Genomic DNA, 25141 nt, shown 5'->3' on the forward strand with positions numbered 1-25141 from the left:
GCCGATCCTGAATACGGAGGGGGCATGGACCTCATGGAAGCAGTGCCTGTCGCGCGGCCGGAACGCCGCCGTGTGCGGACGGCGTCGCTGCCGTCGGGCCAGCAGCTCGCGCGTCAGCTCGTGACGACGGTGCGCGTGGCTGAAGTGCTGCTGCATCAGGCGATCGTCGTGCCCGACAGGCATCATTGGTCGGTCGACACCGAGCGGGTCGACGCGGACGGCGGGCCGCTCGCGGCGTGGGAAACCTGCGTGACCTGGCGGATCGGCAAGGTGTTCGCCGCGACGGTGAGCCCGGCCGCGCGCGTCAACGATCGCGACCAGGTCGCGGTCGAGATCCGGCTTTGCCTGCCCGAACAGGACTATGTGGCCGAGCAGCGCGTGAGCACTTTCGGCCGCCGCCACGGCAACCGCTTCGGCGCGACGCTGTCGGTCGCGTCGGGCGCGCAGTGGGGCTGGCAACGCACGGAGCACGTCGTTCCGGAACACACGCAGGTGCGCGGCGATACGCTCGAAGCACTCGTCGATGCGGTGGCCGCGAATGTCAACGCGGCGCTGGGCGCGGCCGGGTTCGGCGCGATGCGCTGATCACGCGTCGCCGGTTTGCCCCGTCTGCCGCTGCAGGTCTTCCATCAGCTGTTCCGCGAGAAAGTCGCACGGCGGCCGCTTCGATTTGGTGCTGCGCGCGAGGATCAGCTCGAGCGGCGGCAGGTCGGGCAGCCCGTGCGAGCGGCCGAGCATCGACAGTTGCGCGGGAATCGCGCAGCGCGCGAGCGGCGCGACCGCGAGGCCGGCCTCGACCATGCTGAGCAGCCCCAGCAGGCTCGGGCTTTCATAGGAGGTGCGGTACGGCACCTTCGCGCGCTCGAGGCTGCGGATCGCGTTCTCGCGCGCGACGCTGCCCGGCATGAACACCGCGATCGGCAGCGGCCGCTCTTCCCACACGCGCGGCCCGTTCGTCATCGCAGCCCACGCCATCGGCTCGTGGCGGATGAAGTCGCCGGACAGCCCCTTGATGCGCGTGCCGCAGACGAGATCGACGGTGCCGTCCTTGATCAGCGGCGCGAGCGCGCTGCTCGGCAGCCCCATCACCTGGATCTCGACTTTCGGGTAGGTTGCCGAGAATTTCTTCAGGACCGACGGCAGCAGCGACGACGCATAGTCGTCCGGCACGCCGATCACGACTTTACCCGTCACTTCCGGCCGCACCACGGCCGCCCACGCCTCGTCGCGCAGCGCCAGCATTCGTCTGGCGAATCCCAGCAGCACCTCGCCTTCGCGTGTCGGCACGATGCTGCGCGGCTTGCGTACGAACAGCGGCCGGCCGATCGCGTCTTCCAGGCTCTTGATCTGCATGCTGACGGCCGACTGCGAGCGGTTCACGGCCTCGGCGGCGCGGGTCATGTTGCCGGTCTCCGCGACGGCGACGACGGTGGCCAGCACGTCGTGATCGAGCATCTTCATGGGTATCAGGAAAACTGAACGTAACGATCAGCATTATGCGTTTTTATTGTTGCTGTGTGTCTGCCATAGTGCGATCACGCTGACGTTTCGCCCGAGGGCGGCGCGGTGCCCGGGCCGGTCGATCCGGCGTGCAGGACTGAACAGGAAAGCGTGGTGTATCGATGATGGACCATCCGTTGCGCGCCGCACTGGCCGCGGAATTGCATGCCCGGCCGTTCCTGCGGCTCGCCGAAGCCGTGTCGCTCACGCATTACGCGATCTACGCGGACGGCCAGCCCGACATCCACGAAACGCTGCTGCACGCGCTGTGCCGCGATACCGGCATCGCCGCGCCGCACGAAGGCGCGACGCACTACGCGGTGCAGTCGCCGAGCGGCTGGCACCTGAAGTGGGAGCGCCACACCGAATTCTCGACCTTCACGTTCGTCGCGCCGCGCCGCGACACCGGCTATTTCGACGATCTCGCGATCGAAGGCATTCCGGCCGCGTGGTTCGCTCGGCTCGCCGGCATCCGCTTCGTCGCGGTGCGCATGGAGTTGCTCACGGGCGACGCCGCGCGGCGCGTGTGTGGCGACCTGCGCCGCTGGATCGACGGGCCCGCGCTCGTCGGCAGCAACGTGCTCGGCGGCGGCAAGGTGTTCTGCGACTGGCACGTGCGCGACGACGGCTTCATGCGCTTTCTCGTCGTCGACGAGGATTTCCGCGAGGAGCAGGGCGGCCGGCTGCTGCAGCGCCTGTATGAAATCGAAACGTACCGGATGATGGCGCTGCTGGCGTTGCCCGTCGCGCGCCGGATGAGCCGCGAGCTCGACGAGATCCATGCGGCGCTGCATGCATTGATGCAGCGGATGGACGCGAACGGCGCAGACGGCGACGACGCGGCGCTGCTCGTCAAGCTCACGCATCTCGCGGTGCGGGTCGAATCGCTGTCGGGATCGGGGGCGCGCTTCAGCGCGTCGCGTGCGTACGAAAAGCTCGTGCTGGCGCGCATCCACGAGTTGCGCGAGGAGCGCATCGAAGGGATGCCGACGATCGCCGAGTTCATGGAGCGGCGTTTCGCGCCGGCGATGGAAACCTGCCGCAGCGTATGGGCGCGCCACGAGCAGATCGCCGCACGGATCGCTCGGGCGGTCGACCTGCTGCGCACGCGCGTGAACCTCGCGCAGGAAAAGGACGTGACGCGCCTGCTGGCAGGCATGGAACGCACCGCGCGCAATCAGCTTCACTTGCAGCACGCGGTGGAGGGGCTGTCGGTGGCGGCCATTTCGTACTACGTGCTGTCGCTCGCGACGGCGGCGTTCAAGGCGCTGCACGTGATGAACCTGCCGGTCGATCCCGAACTGGCGGAAGGCCTGCTGATCGCGCCGGTCGTGTTCGCGGTGATTCACATCACACGGCGCACGCGCGCGCAGCTGGCGCGATCGGAGGCTGCGCATGACAGCTCGCCGGTTCATGCGGCGGCATTGAAGCAAGTCGGTTAGAACATCTAAAACATGATCAGGTAAAGGAGTGGAGATGACTTTTTCGCAGAAGCAACCGGGGTTTTACAGCGGCTTCGATGCCGCATTCGACGAGCCGGCACCGGATGACGCGGGTGTGCTCGAGGAAGCGCGCGTGACGTCGTATCAGGCCGTGCTGCAGGAGCCGATGACGTCGCTCGTCGGGAATACGATCGACCGGCCGGACGTCGCGGCGGTGGCGATTCTCGGGTACAACTGACGCGATTGCTTGCCCCGGTCCGGGGCAACGCTGGCGTTCAGCGTCCGGCCGTCCTGGGGCGCGCCGGGCGTGGTTCGCCTTCCTTTTTCCCTTTCCCCAGCGCGAGCGCCAGTTCGACGAACGCGCGCGCGGCTGCGCTCCGGTACGCGCCCTTGCGCTGCAGCAGCACGGCCGTGCGCCGCAGGACGGCCGGATCGAGCGCGATGGCGACGAGTTCGTCGTGCCCGGTCGCGATCGTCGCGGGCAGCAGCGTCGCGAGGTTCGTGCGGCGCACGATCTCGATCACCGCCCCCAGCGAATTCGCTTCCATCAACACGCGCGGCCGCACGTCGTGCTCGCGGAAATAGCGGTCGGTTTGCACGCGGGTCGCGAACTCGGCCGTGAGCAATACGAGCGGCGCGTCGTGCAGCGCGCGCAGGCCAGCCTTGCGCTTCGCGGCGAGCGCATGCTCGCGGTTCACGACGAGCGCGAGCGTTTCGACCAGCAGCGTTTCCGCTTCGATATCCGCCGTCTGCACTTCGTCGAACGCGATGCCGACATCGAGCTCGTCGTCGACGAGCAGCGCCTCGATACGTTCCTGCGACATCTCGCGCACCGACAACGACACATCCGGATAGCGGCCGTGAAACGTCTCGACCAGCGGCCCGACGAGATAGCTCGTGAAGGTCGGCGTGACCGCGATCCGCAGCGAGCCGCGGCTGAGATCCTGCACGTCGTGAATCGCGCGCCGGCCTTCCGCGAGATCGTGCAGCGCCTGCCGCGCATAGCGGAAATACACGTCGCCGGCGTCGGTCAGCCGCGTCACGCGCCCGGTGCGGTCGAACAGTTGCGCGCCGAGCGTCTCCTCGAGCTGGCGGATCTGCTGGGACAGCGCGGGCTGCGACACATGCAGCGCGGCGGCCGCGCGCGTGAAGCTGTGGTGCTCGGCGACGGCCAGGAAGTAGTGGATATGACGCAGCAGCATGGCGGTTCCTATAAGTCCAGCTTATCCACTGGATCATAAATCAGTCTTTTACGTTATTGGAAGTCCGGCGTAACCTGCCCTTCATCGATTTCATCCACACCGGAGAACACACGATGAAGGACATCATCGAAGGCTTCCTGAAGTTCCAGCGCGACGCCTATCCGGAGCGCGCCGCGCTGTTCCGCGATCTCGCGAGCAGCCAGAACCCGCGGGCGCTGTTCATCTCGTGCTCGGACAGCCGGCTCGTGCCCGAACTCGTCACGCAGCGCGAGCCGGGCGACCTGTTCGTGATCCGCAATGCCGGCAACATCGTGCCGTCGTACGGCCCCGAGCCGGGTGGCGTGTCGGCGTCGGTCGAATACGCGGTGGCCGCGCTGCGCGTGACCGACGTCGTGATCTGCGGCCATTCCGATTGCGGCGCGATGACCGCGATTGCCACCTGCGAGTGCATGGACCACATGCCGGCCGTCGGCCACTGGCTGCGCTACGCCGATTCGGCGCGCGTCGTGAACGAGGCGCGCACGCATCGCAGCGAACGCGAGCGGATCGACTCGATGGTGCGTGAGAACGTCGTCGCGCAACTGGCGAACCTGAAGACGCACCCCGCCGTGCGGCTCGCGCTCGAAGAAGGGCGTCTCGCGCTGCACGGCTGGGTCTACGACATCGAATCGGGCTGTATCGACGCCTACGACGGCGCGACCGGCCGGTTCGTCTCCCTGGCGGGCCATCCCGAGGTCCGCGCCACACCCGCGACGCTCCCCGTCGCGGCTTGAATCGCTCCCACCCAACCACGAGGAATTGCCATGATCCAGTCCCAACTCAGTCAGACTGCCCGCCACGCGCTCGCGGAGACCGTCGTGCTCGCGAAGGCGCGCAAGGACCTGTCGTTCGCGCAGCTCACCGAAGGCACGGGCCTGAGCGAAGCGTTCGTGACGGCCGCGCTGCTCGGTCAGCACGCGCTGCCGGCGGAAGCGGCGCGCAGCGTCGCCGACAAGCTCGGCCTCGACGACGATGCGGTGCTGCTGTTGCAGACGATCCCGCTGCGCGGCAGCATCGACGATCGCGTGCCGACCGATCCGACGATCTACCGTTTCTACGAAATGCTGCAGGTGTACGGCACGACGCTGAAGGCGCTCGTTCACGAGAAGTTCGGCGACGGCATCATCAGCGCGATCAATTTCCGGCTCGATGTGAAGAAGGTCGACGATCCCGAAGGCGGTTCGCGCGCGGTGATCACGCTCGACGGCAAGTACCTGCCGACCAAGCCGTTCTGACGCCGGCGCGGCGCCGCGGCAGCGGTGCCGCGCAGGTTCCGCCCGACGTGCATCGGTTGCCGGCCGGCGCACGTTCCCGCCATTCCGTTTCAACGAGGACGCAGCCATGGATGTTGTGAAACGCTCGATCGATCTTGCGACGAAGAACGTGGAAGAGGGCGGCCGCCCGTTCGCGACGGTGATCGTCCGCGACGGCGAGATCGTCGCGGGGAGCGCGAACCTCGTTGTGCAGACCAGCGACCCGACCGCGGTCGGTTGGCCGTGCGATACGTGAAGAAGTCGGTGGCGGACGCGTCGGCACGGCATGCCGGGCGACGCGCTATAGTCGAACGATTCCCGCCCCAGGTGTTGCATGCCCGGCGGCGCCTCTTCTCGACCGCACCGGCTCCATGACTACGCAACCCGACGTTTCCATCCGGCTCACCGACACCGAGCAGCCGGCCGCACGCGACTTCATCAGCCGCAAGCTCGGCGAATTCAATCACGCGATGACGGGGCGTGCCGACGCGGCGACACTCGACGTGTACGTCACCGATCCCGCGACCGGCGAGATCGTGGGCGGCCTGACGGGGCGCACGTCGCTCGGTCTCTTCTTCATCGACCTGTTCTACCTGCCCGAATCGCTGCGCGGCGGCGGATTCGGCAGCCGGCTGCTGCGCGAGGCCGAAGCGGAAGCGAAACGACGCGGGTGCGCGCGTGCGGTGCTCTACACGATCTCGTTTCAGGCGCCGGATTTCTACCGGAAGCAGGGCTACGAAGCGTTCGGCGAAGTGCCGTGCGAGCCGGAAGGCACGTCGCGGGTGTTCATGGTCAAGGTGCTTTGACCCGGTTCAGCCGGCTCGCGTCGCGCGGCAAGCACGATGGCGCGGTGCGAACGCTGGCGTCCGGGCGTCGGCGTCCGGGCGTCGGCGTCCGGGCGTCGGCGTCCGGGCGCGGGCGGCGTCACTGAATGCCGGCCCCGCGCCGGAGGGAGCCGCCCCGTGCGAACCAGCACGGGGCGCATACCGCTCGCGTCAGCAATGCTCCAGCGCGTACGACAGGTCGGCGATCAGGTCGTCCGGATGTTCGAGCCCGACCGACACGCGAATCAACCCTTCCGACACGCCCGCCGCTGCACGCGCATCGGCCGGCACGCCCGAATGCGTCGTCGACGCCGGATGGCAGATCAGCGACTCCGTGCCGCCGAGACTGACCGCGGACTTGAAGAGCGTCAGGTGGTTGATGAACCTGAACGCCTGCTCGCGGCCGCCGTCGAGGATGAACGCGAACGTCGAGCCGGGCCCGCTGCACTGGCGCTGGTAGACGGCCTGGTAGGCCGGATCGTCGATGAGCTCGGGGTGCAGCACGCGCACCGGGCGATGCGGATTGCCGGCGAGCCAGCGGGCGACGGCGCTGCCGCTGCGCGCGGCCTGCTGCATGCGCAGCACGAGCGTTTCCATCGAGCGCGTGATCATCCACGACGAGTGCGGGTCGAGCTGCGAGCCGAGCGTGCTGCGGATCGAGCGGATCTTCGTGATCAGGTCGCGGCTGCCCGTGACGCCGCCGGCGACGAGGTCGCTATGCCCACCGATGTATTTCGTCAGCGAGTACACGCTCAGGTCGATGCCTTGCCGCGACGGCTTCTGGTACAGCGGCCCGAGCAGCGTGTTGTCGCAGACCGACAGCGGGCGATAGCCGTGGCGTGCTTCGAATGCATCGATCTCGCCGCGCAGCCCTTCCAGGTCGAACAGTGTATTGGTCGGGTTGGCGGGTGTCTCGATGTAGCACATCCGCACGTGGCCCTTTTGCGCGGCCGCGTCGAGCGCGGCGCGGATCGCGCTGGTGGACAGCCCGTCGGCGATCACTTCGGAGCGAATGCCCCACTCGGGCAGGAACTTCGAGATCAGCGTTTCGGTGCCGCCATACAGCGGCACGGACTGGACGACGCAGTCGCCCGGCCGCAGGAACGTCAGCAGGATCGCGGCGATCGCGGACATGCCGCTCGACGTCACGACGGCGGCTTCGGAATCGTCGAGCAGCGCGAGGCGATCCTCGACGATCTCCAGGTTCGGGTGATTGAAGCGGCTGTAGACGAGGCCCGCGCTTTCGCCTTCGGGCGAAGGCTTGCGCCCGGCCACGACGTCGAAGAATTCGGCGCCATCCTCGGCCGTGCGGAACGCGAACGTCGACGTGAGGAACACGGGCGGCTTCACCGATCCTTCCGACAGGAACGGATCGTAGCCGTACGACATCATCTGGGTTTCGGGATGGAGTTCCCGGTCTGCAATCTTGCGCTTGTGGTAGTTGCGATAGGCCATGCAGTGCTCCGTGCAGGGGGGGGGAGGAACGGCCGTTGCAGCGGTCGCATGACGCGTGCGGCGCCGGGTAGGCACCGGTCGTCGCGACCGCGTGTGGCGATACTACCCCGAAGGCGCTGCGGCGTGACGCACCCCTGACACTATCGTCAGGGTGTCGCCTGTTCGACGATCCTGTCGTACAACGCACGGGCGGCCGGCGACAGTTGCGCGCTCTTGCGGGTGACGAGCACGAGCGTGCGCGACACCGCCGGCTCGACGAGCTCGATCGTGCGGATCATCGGATACGCATTCTTCTGGATCGCGAGCTTCGGTACCACGGCTGCACCGAGCCCTTCGGCGACGAGCCCGAGCGCGGTCGAGCTGCGCTGCACTTCGTAGAACGAATACAGCGACACGCCGCTCGTCTTCAGTGCGCCGTCGAGCAGCCCGCGATTGCCGCTCACTTCGCCGGCGAAGATCAGCGGATGCGGCTGCAGTGCCGCCCAGCGAATGCGCCGCCGCTTCGCGAGCGGATGATCGTCGCGACATACCAGCACGTACGGATCGCGCGTCAGCGGCACGTTGACCAGTTCGGGATGCTGGTCGCCGGCGATGCCGATGCCGAACTCGGCCTCGCGATGCAGCACGGCCCGCAGCACCGACGCCGACGCGTGATCGAGGATCTTCACGCGATCGTGCGGACGGTGCGCGGAGAACGCGCGCAGGATGCGCGGCAGGTATTGCACGCCGACCGTCGGCACGCACGCGATCGTGACGTCGCCGCGCTGGCTCAGGCCGGTTTCGCGAATTTCGGTGAGCGCGTCGGACAGCTCGTTCAGCAGCCGGCGCGCTTGCGGCAGGAAGCGCCGGCCGATTTCGGTGAGTGTCGTGCGGCGCGTGGTGCGCTCGACGAGCGCGACGCCGAGAAAGGTTTCGAGCTTGCGCAGCCGCTGCGTGATGGCTGTTTGCGTGACGTGGAGCGTATCGGCTGCCTGCCGGAAGCTGCCGCCGTCGGCGATCGCGACGAAGGCCTGGACACCGAGCGTATCGATTTTCATCAGAATTTTGAATCAATCACGATATTAAATTCATTTTACTGAACTTCGTGACGATCGCAGAATGCGTTGCATCGACGGCCGCCGGCATCCCGTGTGCAGAGCGGGCAAGGCCGTCCACGCCGACTAGGAGGAACGACATGACGACCCCACTCGATCGATATGCCGCCCAGTACGTGCAATTCGAGGACGAACGCACGCGGCCGATCCGCGATCTGCTGGCCGCGGTGCCGGACACGCCGATCCATACCGCGATCGACATCGGCTGCGGGCCCGGCAATTCGACGGAGGCGCTGATCGCGCGTGCGCCGGACGCAACGGTTCACGGGATCGATGCGTCGGCGGACATGATCGACGCCGCGCGCAAGCGCCTGCCGAACCTGCGTTTCGATGTCGTGGATATTTCCGGATGGGACGATCGCGGCGGCTACGACCTGATTCTCGCGAATGCGGTGCTGCAATGGGTACCCGCGCACGACACGCTGTTTCCGGCGCTCGTCGGCCGGCTCGCACCGGGTGGCCATCTTGCGGTGCAGATGCCCGACAACCTCGACGAACCCGCGCACCGGTTGATGCGCGAGGTCGCCGCGGCCGGGCCGTGGGCGGACAAGCTGAAGGGCGCGGCACGCACCGAGCGGTTCGATGCGCGTGTCTACCACGCGCTGCTGTCGCCGCTGTGCTCGCGCGTGGACGTGTGGCGCACGACTTACTACCACCCGCTGCGCGGCGGTGCCGGCGCGGTCGTCGAATGGTTCAAGGGCAGCGCGCTGCGGCCGTTCCTCGCGGCGCTCGACGACGGCGAGCGCGCGGCGTTTCTCGCGCAGTATCGCGATGCGATCGCGGGCCCGGGCGGCTATCCGGCGCTCGCCGACGGCTCCGTGCTGCTGCCGTTCCCGCGCCTGTTCATCGTCGCGACGCGGAGGTGATGCCGCAATGACGCGGCCATGACGCGGGGGCGGCGGCGCGTCAGCGCACCGGCCGCATCGATTCCGGGTCGACCGTGCGGATCCGTGCGGTCTGCCCGTCGCGCAGGTCCTTGTACCAGAACAGCGCCACTTCACCTTCGTTCTCGTCGCCGGCGTACAGCAGGCGATCGTGTCCGCCCAGCACGAAGCCCGAGCGGGCATACGTGCTGCACGCGGCGACATTGTTCGACTGCGTTTCCAGCCGCATGAAGCCGAACCCTTGGCTGCGTGCCCACGATTCCGCGGCCGCCAGCAGCAACTGCCCGATGCCTTGCCGCCGGCAGTGGCGGTCGACGGCCAGCTCCGCGATCTCGGCCATCCCGTTCCAGCTCTGGCCGATGGCCACGAACCCGGCGAGCCGGCCGCCGGCCGTCGCGCGAAAGAGCGCCGTCTTGCCGGTCGCGTCGTCCGCCCAGCCGGCCGGATCGAAGCCGTACTGCTTGCGGCGCGCCGGCAGCGCGCGAAGATCGAGCAAGTCCTGATACGGCGCGTTCAATTCCCAGGCGATGTCGAACGAGAAGTCGCATCGGTCCAGTTCGTCGGCGGGCAGCCCGTTCGTCTGTTCGATGCTGATGTGCTCGGTTCGGTCCATGTGTCGGTGTCCTGTCTTCTGCGGGATGGCGGCGGGGGGGGGCCATGATGCGATCGGGGGCGTCGCGATATCCGCCGCATCGAGTTTGTTCTTGCTTCGATCTTTTGCATCCACACAATTCGCCGCGCGCGAGCCCGGCACAGACGGGCGGCTTCCGTGACGGCGTAACGCGGGCACGCCATGAACCGGACGGCGACGCAAACGTGTGCGGGGTTCGCGCGCCGGTTGTGGCGCCCGTTCAACCGCCTGATTATGCTGGATTTCGGCGTGGGCCCGGTGCCGGCATCGGTGCGATGCCGGCCGCCTTGCGTCGTGTTGTCGATCCGGGTGGCAGTCGATCGCCTGTGGATGAAAGACGACGGGAACCCGAATAACCGTTTACCGTTTCATGACAAATCGATATATTCCGACGGATATATCGAAGGCCGTGGCGTCGTCAGGCGCTACGTCGTCCATCTGCTCCACGAAAGCCGGAAGAGCGTCTGACCTGCATCGCCGGAGCAACGCGTCGTCGCGGCATGCGCAACCGGTGCGCATGCTTTTCGACGCTGCAACACGAGCGGCCGCCCCATGGCATGCCGCTTCCGCAAGCCCACACCGGCATCGAGACGGAACATCGTGCATGCGCATGAGGCGTTTGCGTGTCCGGCGATCCCGTGGCTTGCGCTCGTTCATCAGCCGGTTCTTCGTCAACACGCCGCGCGTCACGCTGCGACGCAGGCGCGCGCGTCAACAACTCGACAACAAAAGGAAGGGAACATGAAAAAGACCATCGTGGCCGCGGCCGCACTCGGGACGTTCGGCACCGCCGCACATGCGCAAAGCAGCGTCACGCTCTACGGGCTGATCGATGCGGGTATCACGTATTCGAACAAGGTCGCGACGTCGGGCGGGCACGGCAAGCTCGCCAAGTACGGTGACGGCGTCGCGTCGGGCAGCCGCTGGGGCATCCGCGGCACCGAGGATCTCGGCGGCGGGCTGAAGGCGCTGTTCGTGCTGGAAAACGGCTTCGGCAGCGGCGACGGCACGATCGGCCAGGGCGGCGCGATCTTCGGCCGGCAGGCGTTCGTCGGCCTGTCGAAGAACGGGATCGGTTCGCTGACGTTCGGCCGCCAGTACGCGTTCTCGACCGACTACATCGGCGCGAACTATTCGATGGGCAGCCAGACGCCGGCCGGCAACTACGCGTATCACATCAACGATCTCGACCAGCTGACGTCGAGCCGCATCAACAATGCGGTGAAGTTCCAGAGCGCGAACTTCGCGGGCCTGACGTTCGGCGCGATGTACGGTTTCTCGAACTCGACGCAGTTCGCGGGCACGCCGACCACGGCCGGCACGACCGGTTCGCAGGGTTCGTCGAGCGCGTACAGCTTCGGCGCGAACTACGCGCAAGGGCCGTTCGGCATCGGTGCCGCGTACACGAACATTCGTTTCCCGAACGGCGCGACGCCCGCGTTCGGCGTGAGCATCGCGAACATCAACACGCTCGGGCTGCGTGACCTCGAGACGGTCGGCGTCGGCGCGCGCTATGCGATCGCGGCGGCGCTCGTGTGGGCGAACTGGACGCACACGAAGTTCGTGCCGCTGTCGGGCGAATCGTCGAAGCTGAACAACTACGAAATCGGCGGCCGCTACGCGCTCACGCCGGCCCTGAGCGGCGGTCTCGGCTATACGTTCTCGAAGCTCGACGGCCGCTTCGACGGCAAGTGGCACCAGGTCAACGCCGCGCTCGACTATGCGCTGTCGAAGCGCACGGACGTGTACGTGAGCGCGGCCTACCAGAAGGCGTCGGGCAGCAACACGATCAACGGCCGCGTGGTGCCGGTGCAGGCCGAGATCGGCTCGTCGGGGGCGTTCATCGGCAACGCGGGCGCGAACACGCAGTTCGTCACGCGCATCGGCCTGCGTCACAGGTTCTGAGCGGCGTTCTGAGCGACGGCGCCGACATCCTGCCCGCATCGCGCCACGTGAAGCGGCTGGCCGGCATCGTCGCGCGCGCGCTCGAGGTCTGAGCCGGCGCGCAGGCGGCCGGCGTGCGTCGCACCGGCCATCGTGTATGCTTGCCCGCATCGTTCAAAGGGCAGGTCAACATGAAGACTCCGGCACACCCCAAGCCTGAGGTGCGGTTCAGGATGCGTATCCAGCAGGCCGACACGATCGCGCTCGGCCCGGGCAAGGTCGCGCTGCTCGAAGCCGTGCGCGAGCACGGTTCGATTTCGGCGGCGGCGCGCAGCCTGAAGATGTCGTACCGGCGTGCGTGGTTGCTGATGGACGAGTTGAACCGTTCGCTGAAATCGCCGGCGACGGTATCCGAGCATGGCGGGCAGAGCGGCGGCGGCAGCGTGCTCACGCCGGTCGGCGAGGAGATCATCCGTCTCTATCGCGGGATCGAGGAGCGGGCCTATGCAGCCTGCGCGGACGAAATCGCCGCGCTCACGAAAATGGTGCGGCGCTGAAGGGTGCGCTTGCCTGGGGCCCGGTCACGCTAACTACGGGCGTGTACCGCTCCGCTGACGGGCCGAGCGCACAAACGCGAAGCGAATCCGGCCTTAGCCGTGCCGCAGGCAGAAGCGCGGCGTGTCGCCCGTCGCGGCGTCCCGCGCCATGACATCGCGCGCCTGCGCATCGAGCCGCCCGATCAGTTCGACGAAGCTGGCGACGCTCGCGGTTCGCAGCGGGTAGTACGCGATGTGGTGGCGCTCGCAGATGCGCTTGAGCAGGCTCATCGAATCGTGGTCGATACAGTCGACCGGGAACACGACCATGTGTGCGCCCGGTAGCGCGGCGGCCAGCAGGCCCTTGCGATCCTCGATGCCGCCGTCGTGCAGCGTCACCTCGCCGCCCGCCGTTGCGACGATCCGCTTGATCGCGCGGTTCGAGCCGGGGCGCCCGCCGACGTACACCAGACGCGTGCGCTGAAGGATCGACAGCGGATCGGCCGCGCGTTCGGCCGGATCGTCCGCCGACGCCTGCACCGCCTGTTCGATCGCGCTCGCTTCGGCGCGCAGCGTCTTCACCATCGCCATCAGGTCGTCGAGCCGCGCGCGCATCGCACGAGCGCTCGCCTGTTCCGCGGCGATCCGCTGCTCGGCCGCCTCGCGGCGGCTCGTGTGCAGCGCGAGCCGTTCGTCGCGCGCGGCCAGCGCTTCGCGCAGTTCGTGCACTTCGTCGCGCAATGCGTTTTCGGCTGCCTGCGGCTGCGCGTTCTGGCGCGCGGCGAAGGCATCCCGTTCCTGCAGCGCCGCGTCGCGCTGCATGCTCATGTCATGCAGGCGCGCCTGCTGGCGTTCGATCTTCGCGTGCAGCGCCGCATTCTCTTCCTCCAGCGCGACCAGCCGCCGGATATCGGCGCGATTGGCCGCGCCGACCAGGTGCGACAGCATGTGCAGGTCGCCGAACGCGGCCTGGCGCACGCCCATCGTCGTGCGCGGATGCGTCATCAGCGCCCAGTACGCAGGCGGAATGTCGCCGCTCTTCAGGGCCTCCTTCCAGCGGGCGAGGAGTTCGTCCGCGTCCTTCGCGCTGTCGAACGCGCGGATCGCGCCGGCGTAGCGCTCGTCGAGCGCCTTGTGCAGTGCCTTGGCGCCGGCCGTGCCGTCGATTGCGAGTTCGACGGCCGCATGATGGATGTCGAGGTCGGTCGCGTGCTGGCGGTCGAGGTCGGTGAACTTCGGCACGAGCCTGCGCAGCTCGTGCGTGGTCAGGCAGGTGCCGATGATCGAGCAGTGCAGGTGCGCATCGAGCTCGGACAGGCGCGCGCGGCGCTTCAGCTCGGTCAGTTGCGCGCGCGACGGCGCGCAGCATGTGTCGGCCCGCGTGCCGGTTGCCGCGGGCAGGTTACCGCCAGGCGACGAGAGATCCGCCGTGCGGGCAAGGCGAAAGGGCGGAGCGTGCATGTTGACCTCTGTCCGGCACGGTCGAGCCGGAGACGGATGCGCGAAAGATTCGCGAAATATACTACGGAATATAACGATCGAAATTCCTGGGGAATCACGGCGCAGCGCGGTGTGGCGCGGTCAGCAGAGCGCGGTTGAATGGTCGGCGAGCGGCAGCGCGGCAGGGGCCGATGCCGGAGCCGCGGGCGAAACGGAGCGGGATGCCGGCGCATGACGCGCCATCACGGACTCGACACACAGCCCGACGAACAGCACGTCGACGCGCTCCAGCGCGGCGACCGCATCGCGCATCGCGGCCGGGTCGTTGCTGAACGAATCGGAGAACACGTCGTCGCGCGTGCGTTCGAGGCGGCGCGCGTGGCCGATTGCCCGTTCGAGTTCGGGCAGGCGTGTGAAGCGGGCGGTGCGGGCGTCGTCTTCGAGCGTCGACAGCAGCTCACGAAAGCCCATGGCGGACAGCGTGTCTTCCGCGTATGCGGCCGAGAGCATCCGGATGAAGCGCACGACGCTGCCGCGCAGGCGCCGGAACGCGTCGACGACATCCGTGACCTGCTGCGCGCGCGCGTCGCTCGACAGCGGCCTGAGCGCGCGGATCTTGCGCGCGAGCGGCTGTTCCCGTGCGGCGCGCTGCGGGGCGCGATCCGTCGGCGTGCGGGGCATGGCGAATCTCCGGAAGTGCAGGTATCGATATATTCTACGGAATATATCGTGTGCGCAGAAAAAGACGGCACCGTGGAGGAGACACGGTGCCGTCGACGGCCTGAGCGGCCGATTGGTCAGTCGATGTTGCGCACGGCCGTTCCGAACGCGGCCATGATGCCGAGGCCCACTGTGTCGGGCACGAGGAGGCGCGCGGTGGCTGTGCGCATGGCCGACGTTCGTGAACGCGAATGCGCCTAATGCTGCCGCGTGACCGCCGCCGGCAGCACGGCGGCCCGGGCGCCGGCCGTCTCGTTCACGGTCGTGCGGCCACCGTCCCGAAAGAACGCCTGCTCGGCGGCATTGTTCATCACGAGGATGCTGATGCGGCGGTTGGTCGGCTCGTCCGCCACATTCCTGTCGAGCGGCAGGACATCCGCGAGCCCGCGCACCTGGAGCAGCTTTTCTTCCCGCAACCCGCCCGCGACCAGCGCGCGCCGCGCGGCATTCGCACGATCGCTGGAGAGCTCCCAGTTCGAATAGCCCGCGGGGCCGTCGGGATACGGCGTCGAATCGGTGTGCCCCGCGATCGACACGCGGTTTTCGACATCGTCGAGTGCCGTACCGATCTGGGTGAGGATCGCGGTGGCATAGCCTTCGGGTCGCGAACTGCCCGATGCGAACATCGGGCGCTTGAGCGAATCGACGATCTCGATGCGCAGGCCCTCGTGGGTGATCGCGATCCGGATCTGGTCCTGGTACGCACGCAACGACGGGCTTTGCGCAATCGCCGCGGTCAGCTTCGCCTTCAGGCGTTCGAGCTTTTGCGTATCGACGATGCTGGCGAGTGCCGCGGGAGAACTGGCCGGCACCGGTTGCGCTTTCGCATCGATCGCCGGCGCCGGGTCCGTCATGTCGCGGCCGCCCCCCTGCACGACGCTCGGACGCGGCGCCTGCGCGTCCTTCCCGCCTGAGAGGAGCGTCGACAGCGGCGTGTTGAAGTAGTCCTCGATCCCCTGCTTGTCGTACTTGGAAACCGAGCCGAGCAGCCACATCAGCAGGAAGAACGCCATCATCGCCGTGACGAAATCGGCGTAGGCGATTTTCCATGCGCCGCCGTGGTGGGCGTCGTGATCGTCGCCTTTCTTGCGACGCACGACGACGGGCGATGCCTGTTTCGACGAATTGGAGCGACTGTCGGCCATGGCGCCTCCGTTACGCGGCCTTGGGCGACTTCGTCGCGCGCACGGCCTCGTCGAGTTCCTTGAAGCTCGGGCGGTCGGCCGTGAACAGCACCTTGCGGCCGAATTCCACCGCCACCGCCGGCGCGTAGCCGCTCATCGACGCGAGCAGCACGGCCTTCACGCACTGGAACGGCTTGGCCGCGGCACGGCCCTTCGCATTGAGCAGATCCGCGAGCGGACCGACGAAGCCGTACGCGAGCAGGATGCCGAGGAACGTGCCGACGAGCGCGCCGGCGATCATCTTGCCGAGCACGGCGGGCGGCGCGCCGACCGAGCCCATCGTATGCACGACGCCCATCACCGCGGCGACGATGCCGAACGCGGGCAGGCCGTCGGCCATCTTCTGGATCGCATTGGCCGCGACCGACGCCTCCGCGTGGTGCGTATGCAGCTCCTCATCCATCAGGTCCTGCATCTCCAGCACGTTCACGTTGCCGCTCGACATCATCCGCAGATAATCGACGATGAAGTCGAGCAGGTGATGGTCTTCGAGCACATGCGAATACTTCTGGAACAGCGGGCTTTGCTCGGGCGCGTCGACGTCGGCGCTCGAGCGCCAGCATGCCGTCCCGGCGCGCCTTCTGCAGCAGCTCGTACAGCAGCGCGATCAGTTCGACGTATTGCTGCTTCGTGTAGCCGCCGCCCTTGAAACAGGTCGGCAGGCTCTTGATCGTCTTCTTCAGCGTCGTGACCGGATTGCTGACGACGAACGCACCGAGCGCGGCGCCGAAAATGCACAGCAGCTCGAACGGTTGCAGCAAGGCCGGCAAATGGCCACCCACGCCGACGAAACTGCCGATCACCGACCCGATCACGACGATCCACCCGATGGCTACAAACATGATTCCCTCGTCCGCGACTTGCGCTGTTGCATCCGTTGTCGAAAAGCGAGCGGGACGTGTGGCTGTCCCGTTCCATGCCCGCGACGGATCGTTGCGTGTCGGAGGCGATCCGGGCGGTCGTCCCGATTCGCTGCAAAACGACGTCGATCGGCGGGTGTTGATGCAATAACGGCGATCGTCCGGACGACTGAACCCGTGATTCCACGGATCGCGCGTGATTCACGCGTGGCACACGTTTGCGCGCGGCGATGTGCGCGATTTTCTTGATCGAGGTCAAAAAATGCGTGGCCGTCGCGTGAGTTTCCGTATCGATGCGACCCGGAAACAGGGCGGCGAATCACGCAACCCTCCCCAAAAAAGACGGCACCGTATCGCGAGACACGGTGCCGCCAACGGCCTGAATGGCCCCACTGGTCAGTCGATCGCGCGCATCGCGTGGCGCAGTTCCTGGTAGCTGCGCAGCCCCGCGACGCCGAGTTCGCGCCCGATTCCGCTGAGCCCGAACCCGCCCCAGCACACGTGCGGGTAGATGAGCTGCGGCGCGTTGATCCACACGAGCCCCGCGCGCACGCGCTGCTGGAATTGCTTCGCGATACCCGCATTGCGCGTCACGACGGTCGCGACGAGCCCGTAGCGCGTGTCGTTCGCGAGCGCGATCGCTTCGTCGTCGGTGCGGAACGATTTCACGCACGCGACGGGGCCGAACACTTCGTCGGTCCACAGCGGGTTGTCGGCGGCCGGCTCGGCGATCACGACGGGCGCCATGAAGAAGCCGTCGCCGCCGGCATCCGCCACTCGGCCGCTGAATGCGACGCGTGCGCCCGCATCGATGCCGTGCTGGAGCATCGCTTCGACGCGCGTACGCTGCGCGACCGCGACCGCGACCGCGACCGCGACCGCGACCGCGACCGCGAGCGACACCGCGACGTCGAGATCGGCGTCGTCGCGCACGATCAGCGACGACTTGCCGCCGAGCTCGAGCGGCACGCCGACGAAGCACACGTCGAGGCCGTCGGTCGTGTCGGCTTGCGGCAGCCGCATCATCGTGGCGATGCCGCCAAAGCGCGGCATCTCGTTGCCGCCCATCGGTTGATTCAGTTCGCGGGGCATGGGCCGTCTCCTTTTTCTGAGGTAAAGCGATCGGCCGACGGTAGAGGAGAACGCCCGCGCGAAGATTTTGAAGTCGCAACGTTTACATCGACGGGCTTCGATGCGAGTAGCGCCGCCGCATCGACGCGGCGCAACCGAACGCGGCCGCGCGGCGCGGTGCGGCCGGGGCGCGTCAGCGCGAGATGGCAGGTGGCGCGGCGCCGTCGTGTGTGCCGGCGGAAGGGAACGCGGTGGCGGCCGAACCCCACGCGGCGAGTTCGCGCTTCGTGCGCACGCCGAGCTTCGCGAACGCGCGCTTCACGTACGACTCGGCCGACGCGACGCGCACGCCGAGGATCTCGGCCGTCTCGGGCACGGTCTTGCCGGAGAGCAGGTGCTTGCAGGTTTCGTATTCGCGCTTCGACAGCTTTACGCCGTCGGCCGCGATCCGCGCATCGAACTGCGCGAGCGGATGGACGTCGGGCGTCGGGTGCGCGACGCGCCGCACGGCCGTGGTCGATGCGTGCAGTTCGAGCAGCGGGAACAGCACGTCGCTGATGCTGCGAAAGCGGTTCATCTCGGCGAGCGTGAACGGCGGCCGGTCGCGGCCGCGCTCCAGCGCGATCGAATGCTGCGAATAGCGCGTGCCGCGCGCGAGCACGCATTCGTGCCCGATATGCACGTCGTCGAACAGCCGCTGGCGGAATTCGCCGGGCGGGATCGCCGCGATGTCGCGCACGACGAGCATCGTGCCCGTCTTGCCGCGCAGCCCCGCGAACAGCGGGTCGCTGTCGAGAAAGCGCTCGTAGTAGAGCGTCATCACGTCGGAGATTTCAGTGGATTCGGTGCCGATGCCGCTGCTGCCGATCCATTCGCATCGGTAGCCGGTGGGCATCGAACCGTCGACGCGCGAGCGTTCGACGTGCGCGACGTCGAGCGGTACCACTTCATTGAGCAGTTGCGTGAGGCGCGGCACGAAGTGCGGCGTGCCGACCGTCTCGATCAGCTCGCCCAGCGCCTTGAACGACACGTTGAAACGGTCGTTGTCGCGGTGGAAGGGGTTCACGTTGAGCAGCATGCGGTTCCCCGGTGAAAAGCGGGCGGGATTTTAGCGGTTGCAGCTGAAACCGTCATCAGAATTTGCTCCGAGAGATCCCGCCATTTCCCCCAAGGGGACTTCCTTCGGGGCGGATGGCGGGAAGGAAAGAAGTGCTGTTGACAGGCAGCTTCTTCCACGGGTTAGGATCATCGGCATGATCCTTGTCTACCGCTACCGCGTGAGGTCGCTCAACGGACTGCTTAGCATACAGAGCCGTGCGGTGAACTACGTCTGGAACTTCTGCAATGACATGCAGAAGCACGCGCTCAAGTGGAACAAGAAGTGGCCGACGGGTTTCGACTTGAATGTGCTCACGACCGGCAGCAGCAAGGCGCTCGGCATTCACTCTGGAACGATCAATGCAACGTGCGAGCAATACGCGAAGTCGCGCAGCCAGCATCGACGCCCTTACCTGCGCTATCGCGGCAGGAAATCGCTGGGCTGGGTGCCGCTGAAGGGCCGCGACCTGAAGCGCGAAGGCGAAGCGTTCCGCTTTGCCGGCAACACCTTTCGCGTGTTCAATAGCCGCCCGCTTCCCGAAGGCAAGATCAAGGACGGAACCAACTTTGCACAGGATGCGCGCGGCAATTGGTTCTTGAATATCGTGATCGAGATGCCCGATGTTCCGGCCCGCCCGATCCGTTCCGTTGTCGGCATCGATCTCGGCTTGAAAGACTTCGCCACACTTTCGACGGGCGAGAAGCTGCCGAACGATCGGTTCGGCCAGCGAGCGGCGGAAAAGCTCGCGAAAGCGCAACGGGCGCGAAAGCACAAGCGGCACATCGCGAAGTTGCACGCCAAGGTCGCGAATGCCCGTGCCGATTCCCAACACAAACTCGCGCTCGATCTGGTGCGGCGTTTCGATTACATCGCGGTCGGCAACGTGTCGGCCGCCAAACTTGCCGGAACCAGGATGGCTAAAAGCGTCTACGACGCAGCCTGGTCGTCCTTCCGAAACAAGCTCCGTTACAAGGCGATGGCGCACGGAGTCACGTTCGAGGAAGTCGACGAAAGCGGTTCCACCCAGTCCTGTTTGGCGTGCGGGTCGAAAGACAGCACGACGCGGCCGAAAGGTATCGCAGGGCTGCGAATAAGAGAGTGGGTTTGCAGTGACTGTGGTGTCGAGCATGATCGGGATACCAACGCTGCGCAGAACATTCTCCGATGCGGACGTGCATCGCCAGGTGTGGGAATCCTCCGAGGGGTTTAGGCGGAGGCGGACGTCAATAGGGGGAAATACCGTCGGTTGTCCTGCCGACCCGCTTGCCCCGGAAAACACCGCTTGTCCCCCCCCGGAGGGAGCATACCGGGGCAGTGTAAATGCGTAACTTTGTCTCTGCTTTTTTCAATCGAGAGACGAAAGATTCTGATGACCAAACTGATCAAGGACATCCTGCCGCTCGGCGCAGGCATCGGCGAATTCACGAAGCTCGACTTCGGCATGGACGAAAGCGATTGGCGCGCGGCGGAAGGCAAGAGCGGCAACTACATCATTGGCTGGCGGGAAGGGAAAGTCGGCTCGGTGGAGTTTCCGGAAACCGCGGCCGACGAAGCCGTGTGGCTCGTCGAGGGCCGGGTCGCGCTGACAGACGTCGAAGGCAACCGCAAGGAGTTCACGCCGGGCCAGGGCTACCTGCTGCCGGCCGGCTTCGCGGGCCGCTGGGCGGCGATCACGCCGCCGCCTGCATCAATTGCCCATCGCCTCCGTCGCGCTGACCCAGCCCTGTACCGCCCCCGCGTGCGGGTTGCGATACCGCACCTTCAGCCACTGGACGTCAGCGCTCGCGTCGATCAGTTCGACCGTGTCGCCCGCGACGACGTAGCGGCGCGTGGGCGCGTCGTTCATCGCATCGTGAAGCGGCAGGCGCGCCGGACGCACCTTGAACGTGACGGTGCCGCCGCCGTACGCATCAGGGCGGCGCGACACGCGTTTGCCTTGCGCGTCGTAGGTCAGCAGCATCGACGTCGGGCCCGAATCGCCGTCGAGCAGGTCACGCAGATCGTCCGGGAGAGCTTCGCTGCGCTGGTAGAGATACATCCTGCCGTGACTGTCGAAGCGGTACGCATCGGTGTACCAGATCGGGCCGCCGCGGCACGAGCTGTACAGCGTGCGCTCTTTCGGTTTCGCTGCCACGTTGACGAGGTCGTCGCAGTTGCCATGCGGCATGTTGCTCGCCGGCATGTGCAGCGGTTCGAACTGCTGGCGCGCGGCGTCGTACAGGTAGATCCCGTAGCTGTCGTTGACCATGCCGAGCGTCGCGTGCATGGCGAGATCGCGGTGGCCGTCGAAGTTGTAGTCGTCCGACGCGAGGTGATAGTGACCTTCCTCGTCGGCGGCGGTCACGTCGAGCGTTTGCGTCTTGCCGCTGGGCAGGAAGCGCACGGTGATGTGCTGGTTGTCCGCCCGTTCGACGCGGGCCGTGACGGTGTCGTCGACCTTGAACGCGAGCAGCGGCTTGGCCGCGTGCGCGGCGGGCGCGATCGATGCGCAGGCGGCGAGCAGTAGCGCGGTCGCGGCAATGCGGGGAAGCGGGCGGAGTCGCGGGGAGCGCGTCATGAGCAGGCGTCGGAGCGAAGGTCGAGGATGAACGGGCCGTCGGCTGCCTAGCCGCGCGCGCTGTCGTCCCGATACCCGTTCTTGCCGACGAAGATCTCCTTCAGCGCGGCGCGCAGCGCGACCGGATCGTACTGGCCGGGTGCGAGATGGATCACGTAGCGCGTCTGGCCGTCGAGACGCGCGGCGATGCCGGGTTCGAGTTCGACGTCGATCATGTCGTCCGTCAGGCGCACCGACAGATCCTTGACGCGCACGTTGATCTGGTCGCGCACCATCACTTCAATCAGCGCGTCGTCCGGAAAGCGCGACAGCGCGAAGCAATAGTCCTGCTCGGCGTCGTGACAGTAGATGTTGGCGAAGCTTTCGTCGTCGTCGAGATCGGACGTTGCCGCGCCGATCGTGGCGTGAAGTTCCATGAACGGGGTTCCTGCGTAAGGGCGGTAGGGGTTATCGGGTTGAATGGACGGCCGTTTCGATCGCGGCTGCCGCGCCGGGTGTCACGCCGGCCTCGCACGACGCATCGGCATCGCGCGCCTTCAGCCACAGCCCGAATTCGCGCATGACTTCGACCACGGGCCGCAGCCGGTCGCCGTCGGCGGTCAGGTCGTACTCGACCCGCACCGGCACTTCCGGATAGACGGTCCGCCGCACGAGCCCCGCATCTTCGAGCGCGCGCAGGTCGAGCGTCAGCATCCGTTGCGAGATGCCGGGCATGTCGCGCCGCAGGTCGCTGAAGCGCCGCGGCCCGTCGAGCAGATACGACACCGCTAGCAGCCGCCAGCGGCCGCCGAGCAGGCGCATCGCTTCTTCAACGGAACATCCTGTCGCACTCGTTTTCATCGTGCCGAATCCTGGTCGGTAAATTTTTTGTGACTACGGCACAAACGACTGCCGTCTTCTCAGCCCTGCGCCGATGCGAGATATTAGCGCCCGCGTCGCGGCGAATCGATACATGGACAACCCATCAAGGAAACGCATGAAGCTCTATCACGCTCCCGGAAGCTGTTCGCAGGCGATCTGCATCGTGCTGCGCGAAGCCGGCATCGACGCGGATGTCGTCAAGGTCGACGCGCGCAAGCATGTCATTGAAGACGGGCGAAATTACTACGACGTGACCGAACTCGGCTACGTGCCGCTGCTCGAGCTCGACGACCGCACGCTGCTGCGCGAAGGGCCGGTGATCGCGCAGTATCTCGCGGATTTGCGTCCGGACGCGGGGCTCGCGCCCGCTTACGGCACGCTCGCGCGCTATCGGCTGATGGAGTGGCTCAACTTCCTCGGCACCGAGATCCACAAGGGCTTCATCCCGCTGCTGTACGCGGTGCAGGCGGGACAATACGTCGACCCGGCGAGAACGAAGCTCGACAGCCGCTTCGCGTGGATCGACCGTCAACTCGAAGGCAACGCGTTCTTGATGGGCGACACGTTCACGGTCGCCGATGCGTACCTGTTCGCGCTGACGGGCTGGGGCAAGGCGGAATGGATGCGGTCGGTGTACAACGCGGATATCGACCTGACCCGGTATGCGCATCTGCGTGCGTGGTACGAGCGGGTGCGGGCACGGCCGGCGGTGCGGGCGGTGCTGGAGGCGGAGGGGCTCTCCCGGTAGCAGGCGGCGCCGTGGAGTCGGCGCGTCGTTCCGCTTCATCGACGTGCCGCCACACAGCAAATCCCCGCGCTATAATCCCCGCCATGAAATTCCTCCGGACCATCATCCTGCTGCTGCTCTGCGCAGTGCTGCCCATCAGCGGGCTGGCAGCCAGCGGCTTGGCCGGGGAATGTCCGATGATGCAGCAGGGCATGTCGATGGAAGCGGACGCCGGCATGTCCGCCGACATGCCGGGTTGCGATTCGATGAAGTCGTCGTCCGCCGGCAAGGCCCATGCGAAAGCGAAGGGCATGTTCTGCAAGCTGACGGCGCAATGCCAGTTCGGCAGTCTCTATCATCCGGCCGCTCGCGCCGAAGTCAGTCGCCCCGCTGCATACGCCAGCACCGTCGCGTTCCACTACGCGCAAATCCTCCCGGTCCGCGATCCGAACGGGTTGTGGCGCCCTCCACGCATCAACTGATCCCGATCCGATAGGTTCGCCGCATTCGCGGTGAGGTTCGTCCTGTATCAGGACGTGGAATTCCCATGGGATTCCGTCGTTGGGGTTCAACCATGTCATTCCATTTCGGCACGTCGCTTGCGCGGCGTGTGCGTCGGCGCGCGCCCGTGCTTTGGGCGGCGCTGCTGGTTGCGGGCGCGGCTCACGCGCAGCAACCGCCTTTCACGCTGGATGCCGCGCTGCAGTCCGCCACCGATCATTCCGCGTCGATGCAGGCCGCGCAGGCTTCCGTGCGCGCCAGTTCGGAAGCGGCCGTGAAGGCCGGCCAGCTGCCCGATCCGATGCTCAAGGCCGGCATCGACAACCTGCCGGTCAATGGCGGCCAGCGCTTCACCGTCGGCCAGGATTTCATGACGATGCGCCGCATCGGCATCGAGCAGGAGTGGGTGTCCGGCGACAAGCGGCGCCTGCGATCGGCGCTCGCCAACGAGCAGGTCGGGCGCGAACGCGCCGGCTATCTCGCGCAGCTCGCGAGCGTGCGCCAGCAAACCGCGACGGCCTGGCTGAACGCCGTCTACGCGAAGCAGGCGCTCGCGCTGCAGCAGGCGCTGCTCGATCACATGAACCACGAACTCGAAGCGACGAAGGCGTCGTATCGCGGCGCGAAGGCGAGCGCGGCCGATGTCGTCCAGGCGCGGGCCATGCTCGCGCAGACGCAGGACCAGTTGCTGAAGGCGCAGCAGGCCTACCAGACCGCGCTCATCACGCTGTCGCGCTGGACCGCCGTGCCGGTCGACGACGTCGCGGGCACGCCGCCCGCGCCGGAGTCGTTCGTGTCGTCGTTGCCGCCGGACGAATTGCGGTCGTCGCAGCCGGTGCTCATCACGGCTGCGGACGATATCGCCGTCGCCGAAGCCGATACGGCCGTCGCGAACAGCGAACGCAGCCCGAACTGGACATGGGAAGTCGCGTACCAGCAGCGTGGCGGCGCGTATTCGAACATGGTGTCGGTCGGCGTGACGATCCCGCTGCCGCTCAATCGCAAGAACCGCCAGAACCGCGACGTCGCCGAGAAGGCCGCGCTCGCGACGAAGGCGCGGCTGATGTACGAGGACACGCTGCGCCAGGTGCAGGCCGATATCCGCACGCAGTCCGCGACGCTCGCGAGCGGTCGTGCGCGCATCGCGAATCTCGGCGACGCATTGCTGCCCGCCGCCGACCAGCGCGTGCAGCTGGCGAACGCGGCCTACCGTGCGGGTACCGGCTCGCTCGCGGATACGTTCGCCGCGCGCCGTGCGCAACTGGATGCGCAACTGCAGGTGCTCGACCTCAGGCGCGAGGTGTCGCAGACCTGGGCCCAGCTCGAATACCAGGTCGTGCCGTCGACGCTGGCCGCCGCGCAATAAAGGAGAACGAC

General features: G+C 66.9%; 27 protein-coding genes and 3 pseudogenes. 16 read left to right on the forward strand and 14 right to left on the reverse strand.

The window, feature by feature from the left end:
• The first annotated feature begins 24 nt into the window (after positions 1-24).
• Positions 25-585, forward strand: coding sequence for a hypothetical protein (locus G3N64_RS01315; RefSeq protein ID WP_205781971.1), 561 nt, complete (start codon positions 25-27; stop codon positions 583-585).
• Here the strand turns inward: G3N64_RS01315 and G3N64_RS01320 are convergent, their stop codons facing one another.
• The gene (locus tag G3N64_RS01320; RefSeq protein ID WP_205781972.1) at positions 586-1461 is read right to left on the reverse strand and encodes a LysR family transcriptional regulator; all 876 of its coding nucleotides are present in this window, start codon (positions 1459-1461) and stop codon (positions 586-588) included.
• A gap of 161 nt (positions 1462-1622) precedes the next feature.
• Here G3N64_RS01320 and G3N64_RS01325 point away from each other — a divergent pair, with 161 nt between their 5' ends.
• Together G3N64_RS01325 and G3N64_RS01330 are read left to right on the forward strand one after the other, a co-directional pair.
• On the forward strand, positions 1623-2942 hold the full coding sequence (locus tag G3N64_RS01325; RefSeq protein WP_205781973.1) for a DUF3422 domain-containing protein: 1320 nt from the start codon (positions 1623-1625) through the stop codon (positions 2940-2942).
• 34 nt (positions 2943-2976) lie between these two features.
• Positions 2977-3180 carry a hypothetical protein gene (locus tag G3N64_RS01330; RefSeq protein ID WP_205781974.1) on the forward strand — a complete coding sequence of 68 codons (204 nt, stop codon included), beginning with the start codon at positions 2977-2979 and terminating at the stop codon, positions 3178-3180.
• A gap of 37 nt (positions 3181-3217) precedes the next feature.
• On the opposite strand, the gene cynR is transcribed toward G3N64_RS01330, so the two are convergent.
• A complete protein-coding gene (gene cynR / locus G3N64_RS01335; RefSeq protein WP_205781975.1) occupies positions 3218-4144 on the reverse strand; it encodes a transcriptional regulator CynR in 927 nt (308 codons plus the stop codon).
• A gap of 113 nt (positions 4145-4257) precedes the next feature.
• Here cynR and G3N64_RS01340 point away from each other — a divergent pair, with 113 nt between their 5' ends.
• The 4 genes from G3N64_RS01340 to G3N64_RS01355 all read left to right on the forward strand — a co-directional run bounded on the left by G3N64_RS01340 (position 4258) and on the right by G3N64_RS01355 (position 6242).
• Positions 4258-4917, forward strand: coding sequence for a carbonic anhydrase (locus G3N64_RS01340; RefSeq protein WP_205781976.1), 660 nt, complete (start codon positions 4258-4260; stop codon positions 4915-4917).
• Between the two features lie 30 nt (positions 4918-4947).
• Positions 4948-5418, forward strand: a complete 471-nt coding sequence (cynS, locus tag G3N64_RS01345; protein WP_205781977.1) for a cyanase — start codon at positions 4948-4950, stop codon at positions 5416-5418.
• Between the two features lie 106 nt (positions 5419-5524).
• Positions 5525-5692: a hypothetical protein gene (locus tag G3N64_RS01350; RefSeq protein WP_241020709.1), complete on the forward strand. Its 168-nt coding sequence runs from the start codon at positions 5525-5527 to the stop codon at positions 5690-5692.
• A 115-nt stretch (positions 5693-5807) separates the two neighbouring features.
• Positions 5808-6242: a GNAT family N-acetyltransferase gene (locus tag G3N64_RS01355; RefSeq protein WP_205781978.1), complete on the forward strand. Its 435-nt coding sequence runs from the start codon at positions 5808-5810 to the stop codon at positions 6240-6242.
• A gap of 189 nt (positions 6243-6431) precedes the next feature.
• On the opposite strand, the gene G3N64_RS01360 is transcribed toward G3N64_RS01355, so the two are convergent.
• Positions 6432-7715, reverse strand: coding sequence for a cystathionine gamma-synthase family protein (locus G3N64_RS01360; protein WP_205781979.1), 1284 nt, complete (start codon positions 7713-7715; stop codon positions 6432-6434).
• 146 nt (positions 7716-7861) lie between these two features.
• A complete protein-coding gene (locus G3N64_RS01365) occupies positions 7862-8752 on the reverse strand; it encodes a LysR family transcriptional regulator (protein ID WP_205781980.1) in 891 nt (296 codons plus the stop codon).
• Positions 8753-8889: 137 nt separating this feature from the next.
• On the opposite strand from G3N64_RS01365, the gene tam reads away from it, so the two are divergent.
• Positions 8890-9675: a trans-aconitate 2-methyltransferase gene (gene tam, locus G3N64_RS01370; RefSeq protein ID WP_205781981.1), complete on the forward strand. Its 786-nt coding sequence runs from the start codon at positions 8890-8892 to the stop codon at positions 9673-9675.
• Positions 9676-9715: 40 nt separating this feature from the next.
• On the opposite strand, the gene G3N64_RS01375 is transcribed toward tam, so the two are convergent.
• Positions 9716-10306, reverse strand: a complete 591-nt coding sequence (locus G3N64_RS01375; protein WP_205781982.1) for a GNAT family N-acetyltransferase — start codon at positions 10304-10306, stop codon at positions 9716-9718.
• A 180-nt stretch (positions 10307-10486) separates the two neighbouring features.
• Here G3N64_RS01375 and G3N64_RS01380 point away from each other — a divergent pair, with 180 nt between their 5' ends.
• From G3N64_RS01380 to G3N64_RS01390, 3 genes are all read left to right on the forward strand, one after another.
• The gene (locus G3N64_RS01380) at positions 10487-10792 is read left to right on the forward strand and encodes a hypothetical protein (protein ID WP_205781983.1); all 306 of its coding nucleotides are present in this window, start codon (positions 10487-10489) and stop codon (positions 10790-10792) included.
• 273 nt (positions 10793-11065) lie between these two features.
• A complete protein-coding gene (locus G3N64_RS01385; protein WP_205781984.1) occupies positions 11066-12229 on the forward strand; it encodes a porin in 1164 nt (387 codons plus the stop codon).
• A gap of 170 nt (positions 12230-12399) precedes the next feature.
• Positions 12400-12765: a winged helix-turn-helix domain-containing protein gene (locus G3N64_RS01390; RefSeq protein ID WP_241020710.1), complete on the forward strand. Its 366-nt coding sequence runs from the start codon at positions 12400-12402 to the stop codon at positions 12763-12765.
• Between the two features lie 93 nt (positions 12766-12858).
• Here G3N64_RS01390 and G3N64_RS01395 read toward each other — a convergent pair whose 3' ends face one another.
• The 6 genes and pseudogenes from G3N64_RS01395 to G3N64_RS01420 all read right to left on the reverse strand — a co-directional run bounded on the left by G3N64_RS01395 (position 12859) and on the right by G3N64_RS01420 (position 19097).
• Positions 12859-14205: a DUF2325 domain-containing protein gene (locus G3N64_RS01395; protein WP_205781985.1), complete on the reverse strand. Its 1347-nt coding sequence runs from the start codon at positions 14203-14205 to the stop codon at positions 12859-12861.
• A 120-nt stretch (positions 14206-14325) separates the two neighbouring features.
• Positions 14326-14865 (reverse strand): hypothetical protein, encoded by a 540-nt coding sequence (locus G3N64_RS01400; protein ID WP_205781986.1) that lies wholly within the window; start codon positions 14863-14865, stop codon positions 14326-14328.
• Between the two features lie 236 nt (positions 14866-15101).
• Positions 15102-16049, reverse strand: a complete 948-nt coding sequence (gene motB / locus G3N64_RS01405; RefSeq protein WP_205781987.1) for a flagellar motor protein MotB — start codon at positions 16047-16049, stop codon at positions 15102-15104.
• A 10-nt stretch (positions 16050-16059) separates the two neighbouring features.
• A pseudogene (gene motA, locus G3N64_RS01410) lies at positions 16060-16930 on the reverse strand (flagellar motor stator protein MotA).
• 414 nt (positions 16931-17344) lie between these two features.
• Positions 17345-17917, reverse strand: a pseudogene (locus G3N64_RS01415) (aldehyde dehydrogenase family protein); the annotation flags it as partial.
• A gap of 295 nt (positions 17918-18212) precedes the next feature.
• Positions 18213-19097, reverse strand: coding sequence for a helix-turn-helix transcriptional regulator (locus G3N64_RS01420; RefSeq protein ID WP_205781988.1), 885 nt, complete (start codon positions 19095-19097; stop codon positions 18213-18215).
• A 175-nt stretch (positions 19098-19272) separates the two neighbouring features.
• On the opposite strand from G3N64_RS01420, the gene G3N64_RS01425 reads away from it, so the two are divergent.
• Entirely contained in the window at positions 19273-20328 is a 1056-nt protein-coding gene (locus G3N64_RS01425; protein ID WP_205781989.1) for an RNA-guided endonuclease TnpB family protein, read from the forward strand.
• A gap of 159 nt (positions 20329-20487) precedes the next feature.
• Positions 20488-20781: pseudogene (locus tag G3N64_RS40350) on the forward strand (cupin); the annotation flags it as partial.
• Between the two features lie 24 nt (positions 20782-20805).
• On the opposite strand, the gene G3N64_RS01430 reads toward G3N64_RS40350, so the two are convergent.
• From G3N64_RS01430 to G3N64_RS01440, 3 genes are read right to left on the reverse strand one after another with little or no spacing between them, the layout of a single operon-like run.
• The gene (locus G3N64_RS01430; protein ID WP_205781990.1) at positions 20806-21675 is read right to left on the reverse strand and encodes a hypothetical protein; all 870 of its coding nucleotides are present in this window, start codon (positions 21673-21675) and stop codon (positions 20806-20808) included.
• Between the two features lie 47 nt (positions 21676-21722).
• Positions 21723-22091 carry a hypothetical protein gene (locus G3N64_RS01435; protein WP_205781991.1) on the reverse strand — a complete coding sequence of 123 codons (369 nt, stop codon included), beginning with the start codon at positions 22089-22091 and terminating at the stop codon, positions 21723-21725.
• A 31-nt stretch (positions 22092-22122) separates the two neighbouring features.
• On the reverse strand, positions 22123-22515 hold the full coding sequence (locus tag G3N64_RS01440) for a helix-turn-helix domain-containing protein (RefSeq protein WP_205781992.1): 393 nt from the start codon (positions 22513-22515) through the stop codon (positions 22123-22125).
• 136 nt (positions 22516-22651) lie between these two features.
• Here G3N64_RS01440 and gstA point away from each other — a divergent pair, with 136 nt between their 5' ends.
• The 3 genes from gstA to G3N64_RS01455 all read left to right on the forward strand — a co-directional run bounded on the left by gstA (position 22652) and on the right by G3N64_RS01455 (position 25130).
• The gene (gstA, locus tag G3N64_RS01445; protein WP_205781993.1) at positions 22652-23284 is read left to right on the forward strand and encodes a glutathione transferase GstA; all 633 of its coding nucleotides are present in this window, start codon (positions 22652-22654) and stop codon (positions 23282-23284) included.
• Between the two features lie 83 nt (positions 23285-23367).
• Complete coding sequence (locus G3N64_RS01450; protein WP_205781994.1) at positions 23368-23745, forward strand: hypothetical protein; 378 nt, start codon at positions 23368-23370, stop codon at positions 23743-23745.
• Between the two features lie 92 nt (positions 23746-23837).
• Complete coding sequence (locus tag G3N64_RS01455; protein ID WP_205781995.1) at positions 23838-25130, forward strand: TolC family protein; 1293 nt, start codon at positions 23838-23840, stop codon at positions 25128-25130.
• Positions 25131-25141 lie beyond the last annotated feature (11 nt).

Source organism: Burkholderia sp. Ac-20344 (assembly GCF_017104975.1).
Classification (GTDB): Bacteria; Pseudomonadota; Gammaproteobacteria; order Burkholderiales; family Burkholderiaceae; genus Burkholderia.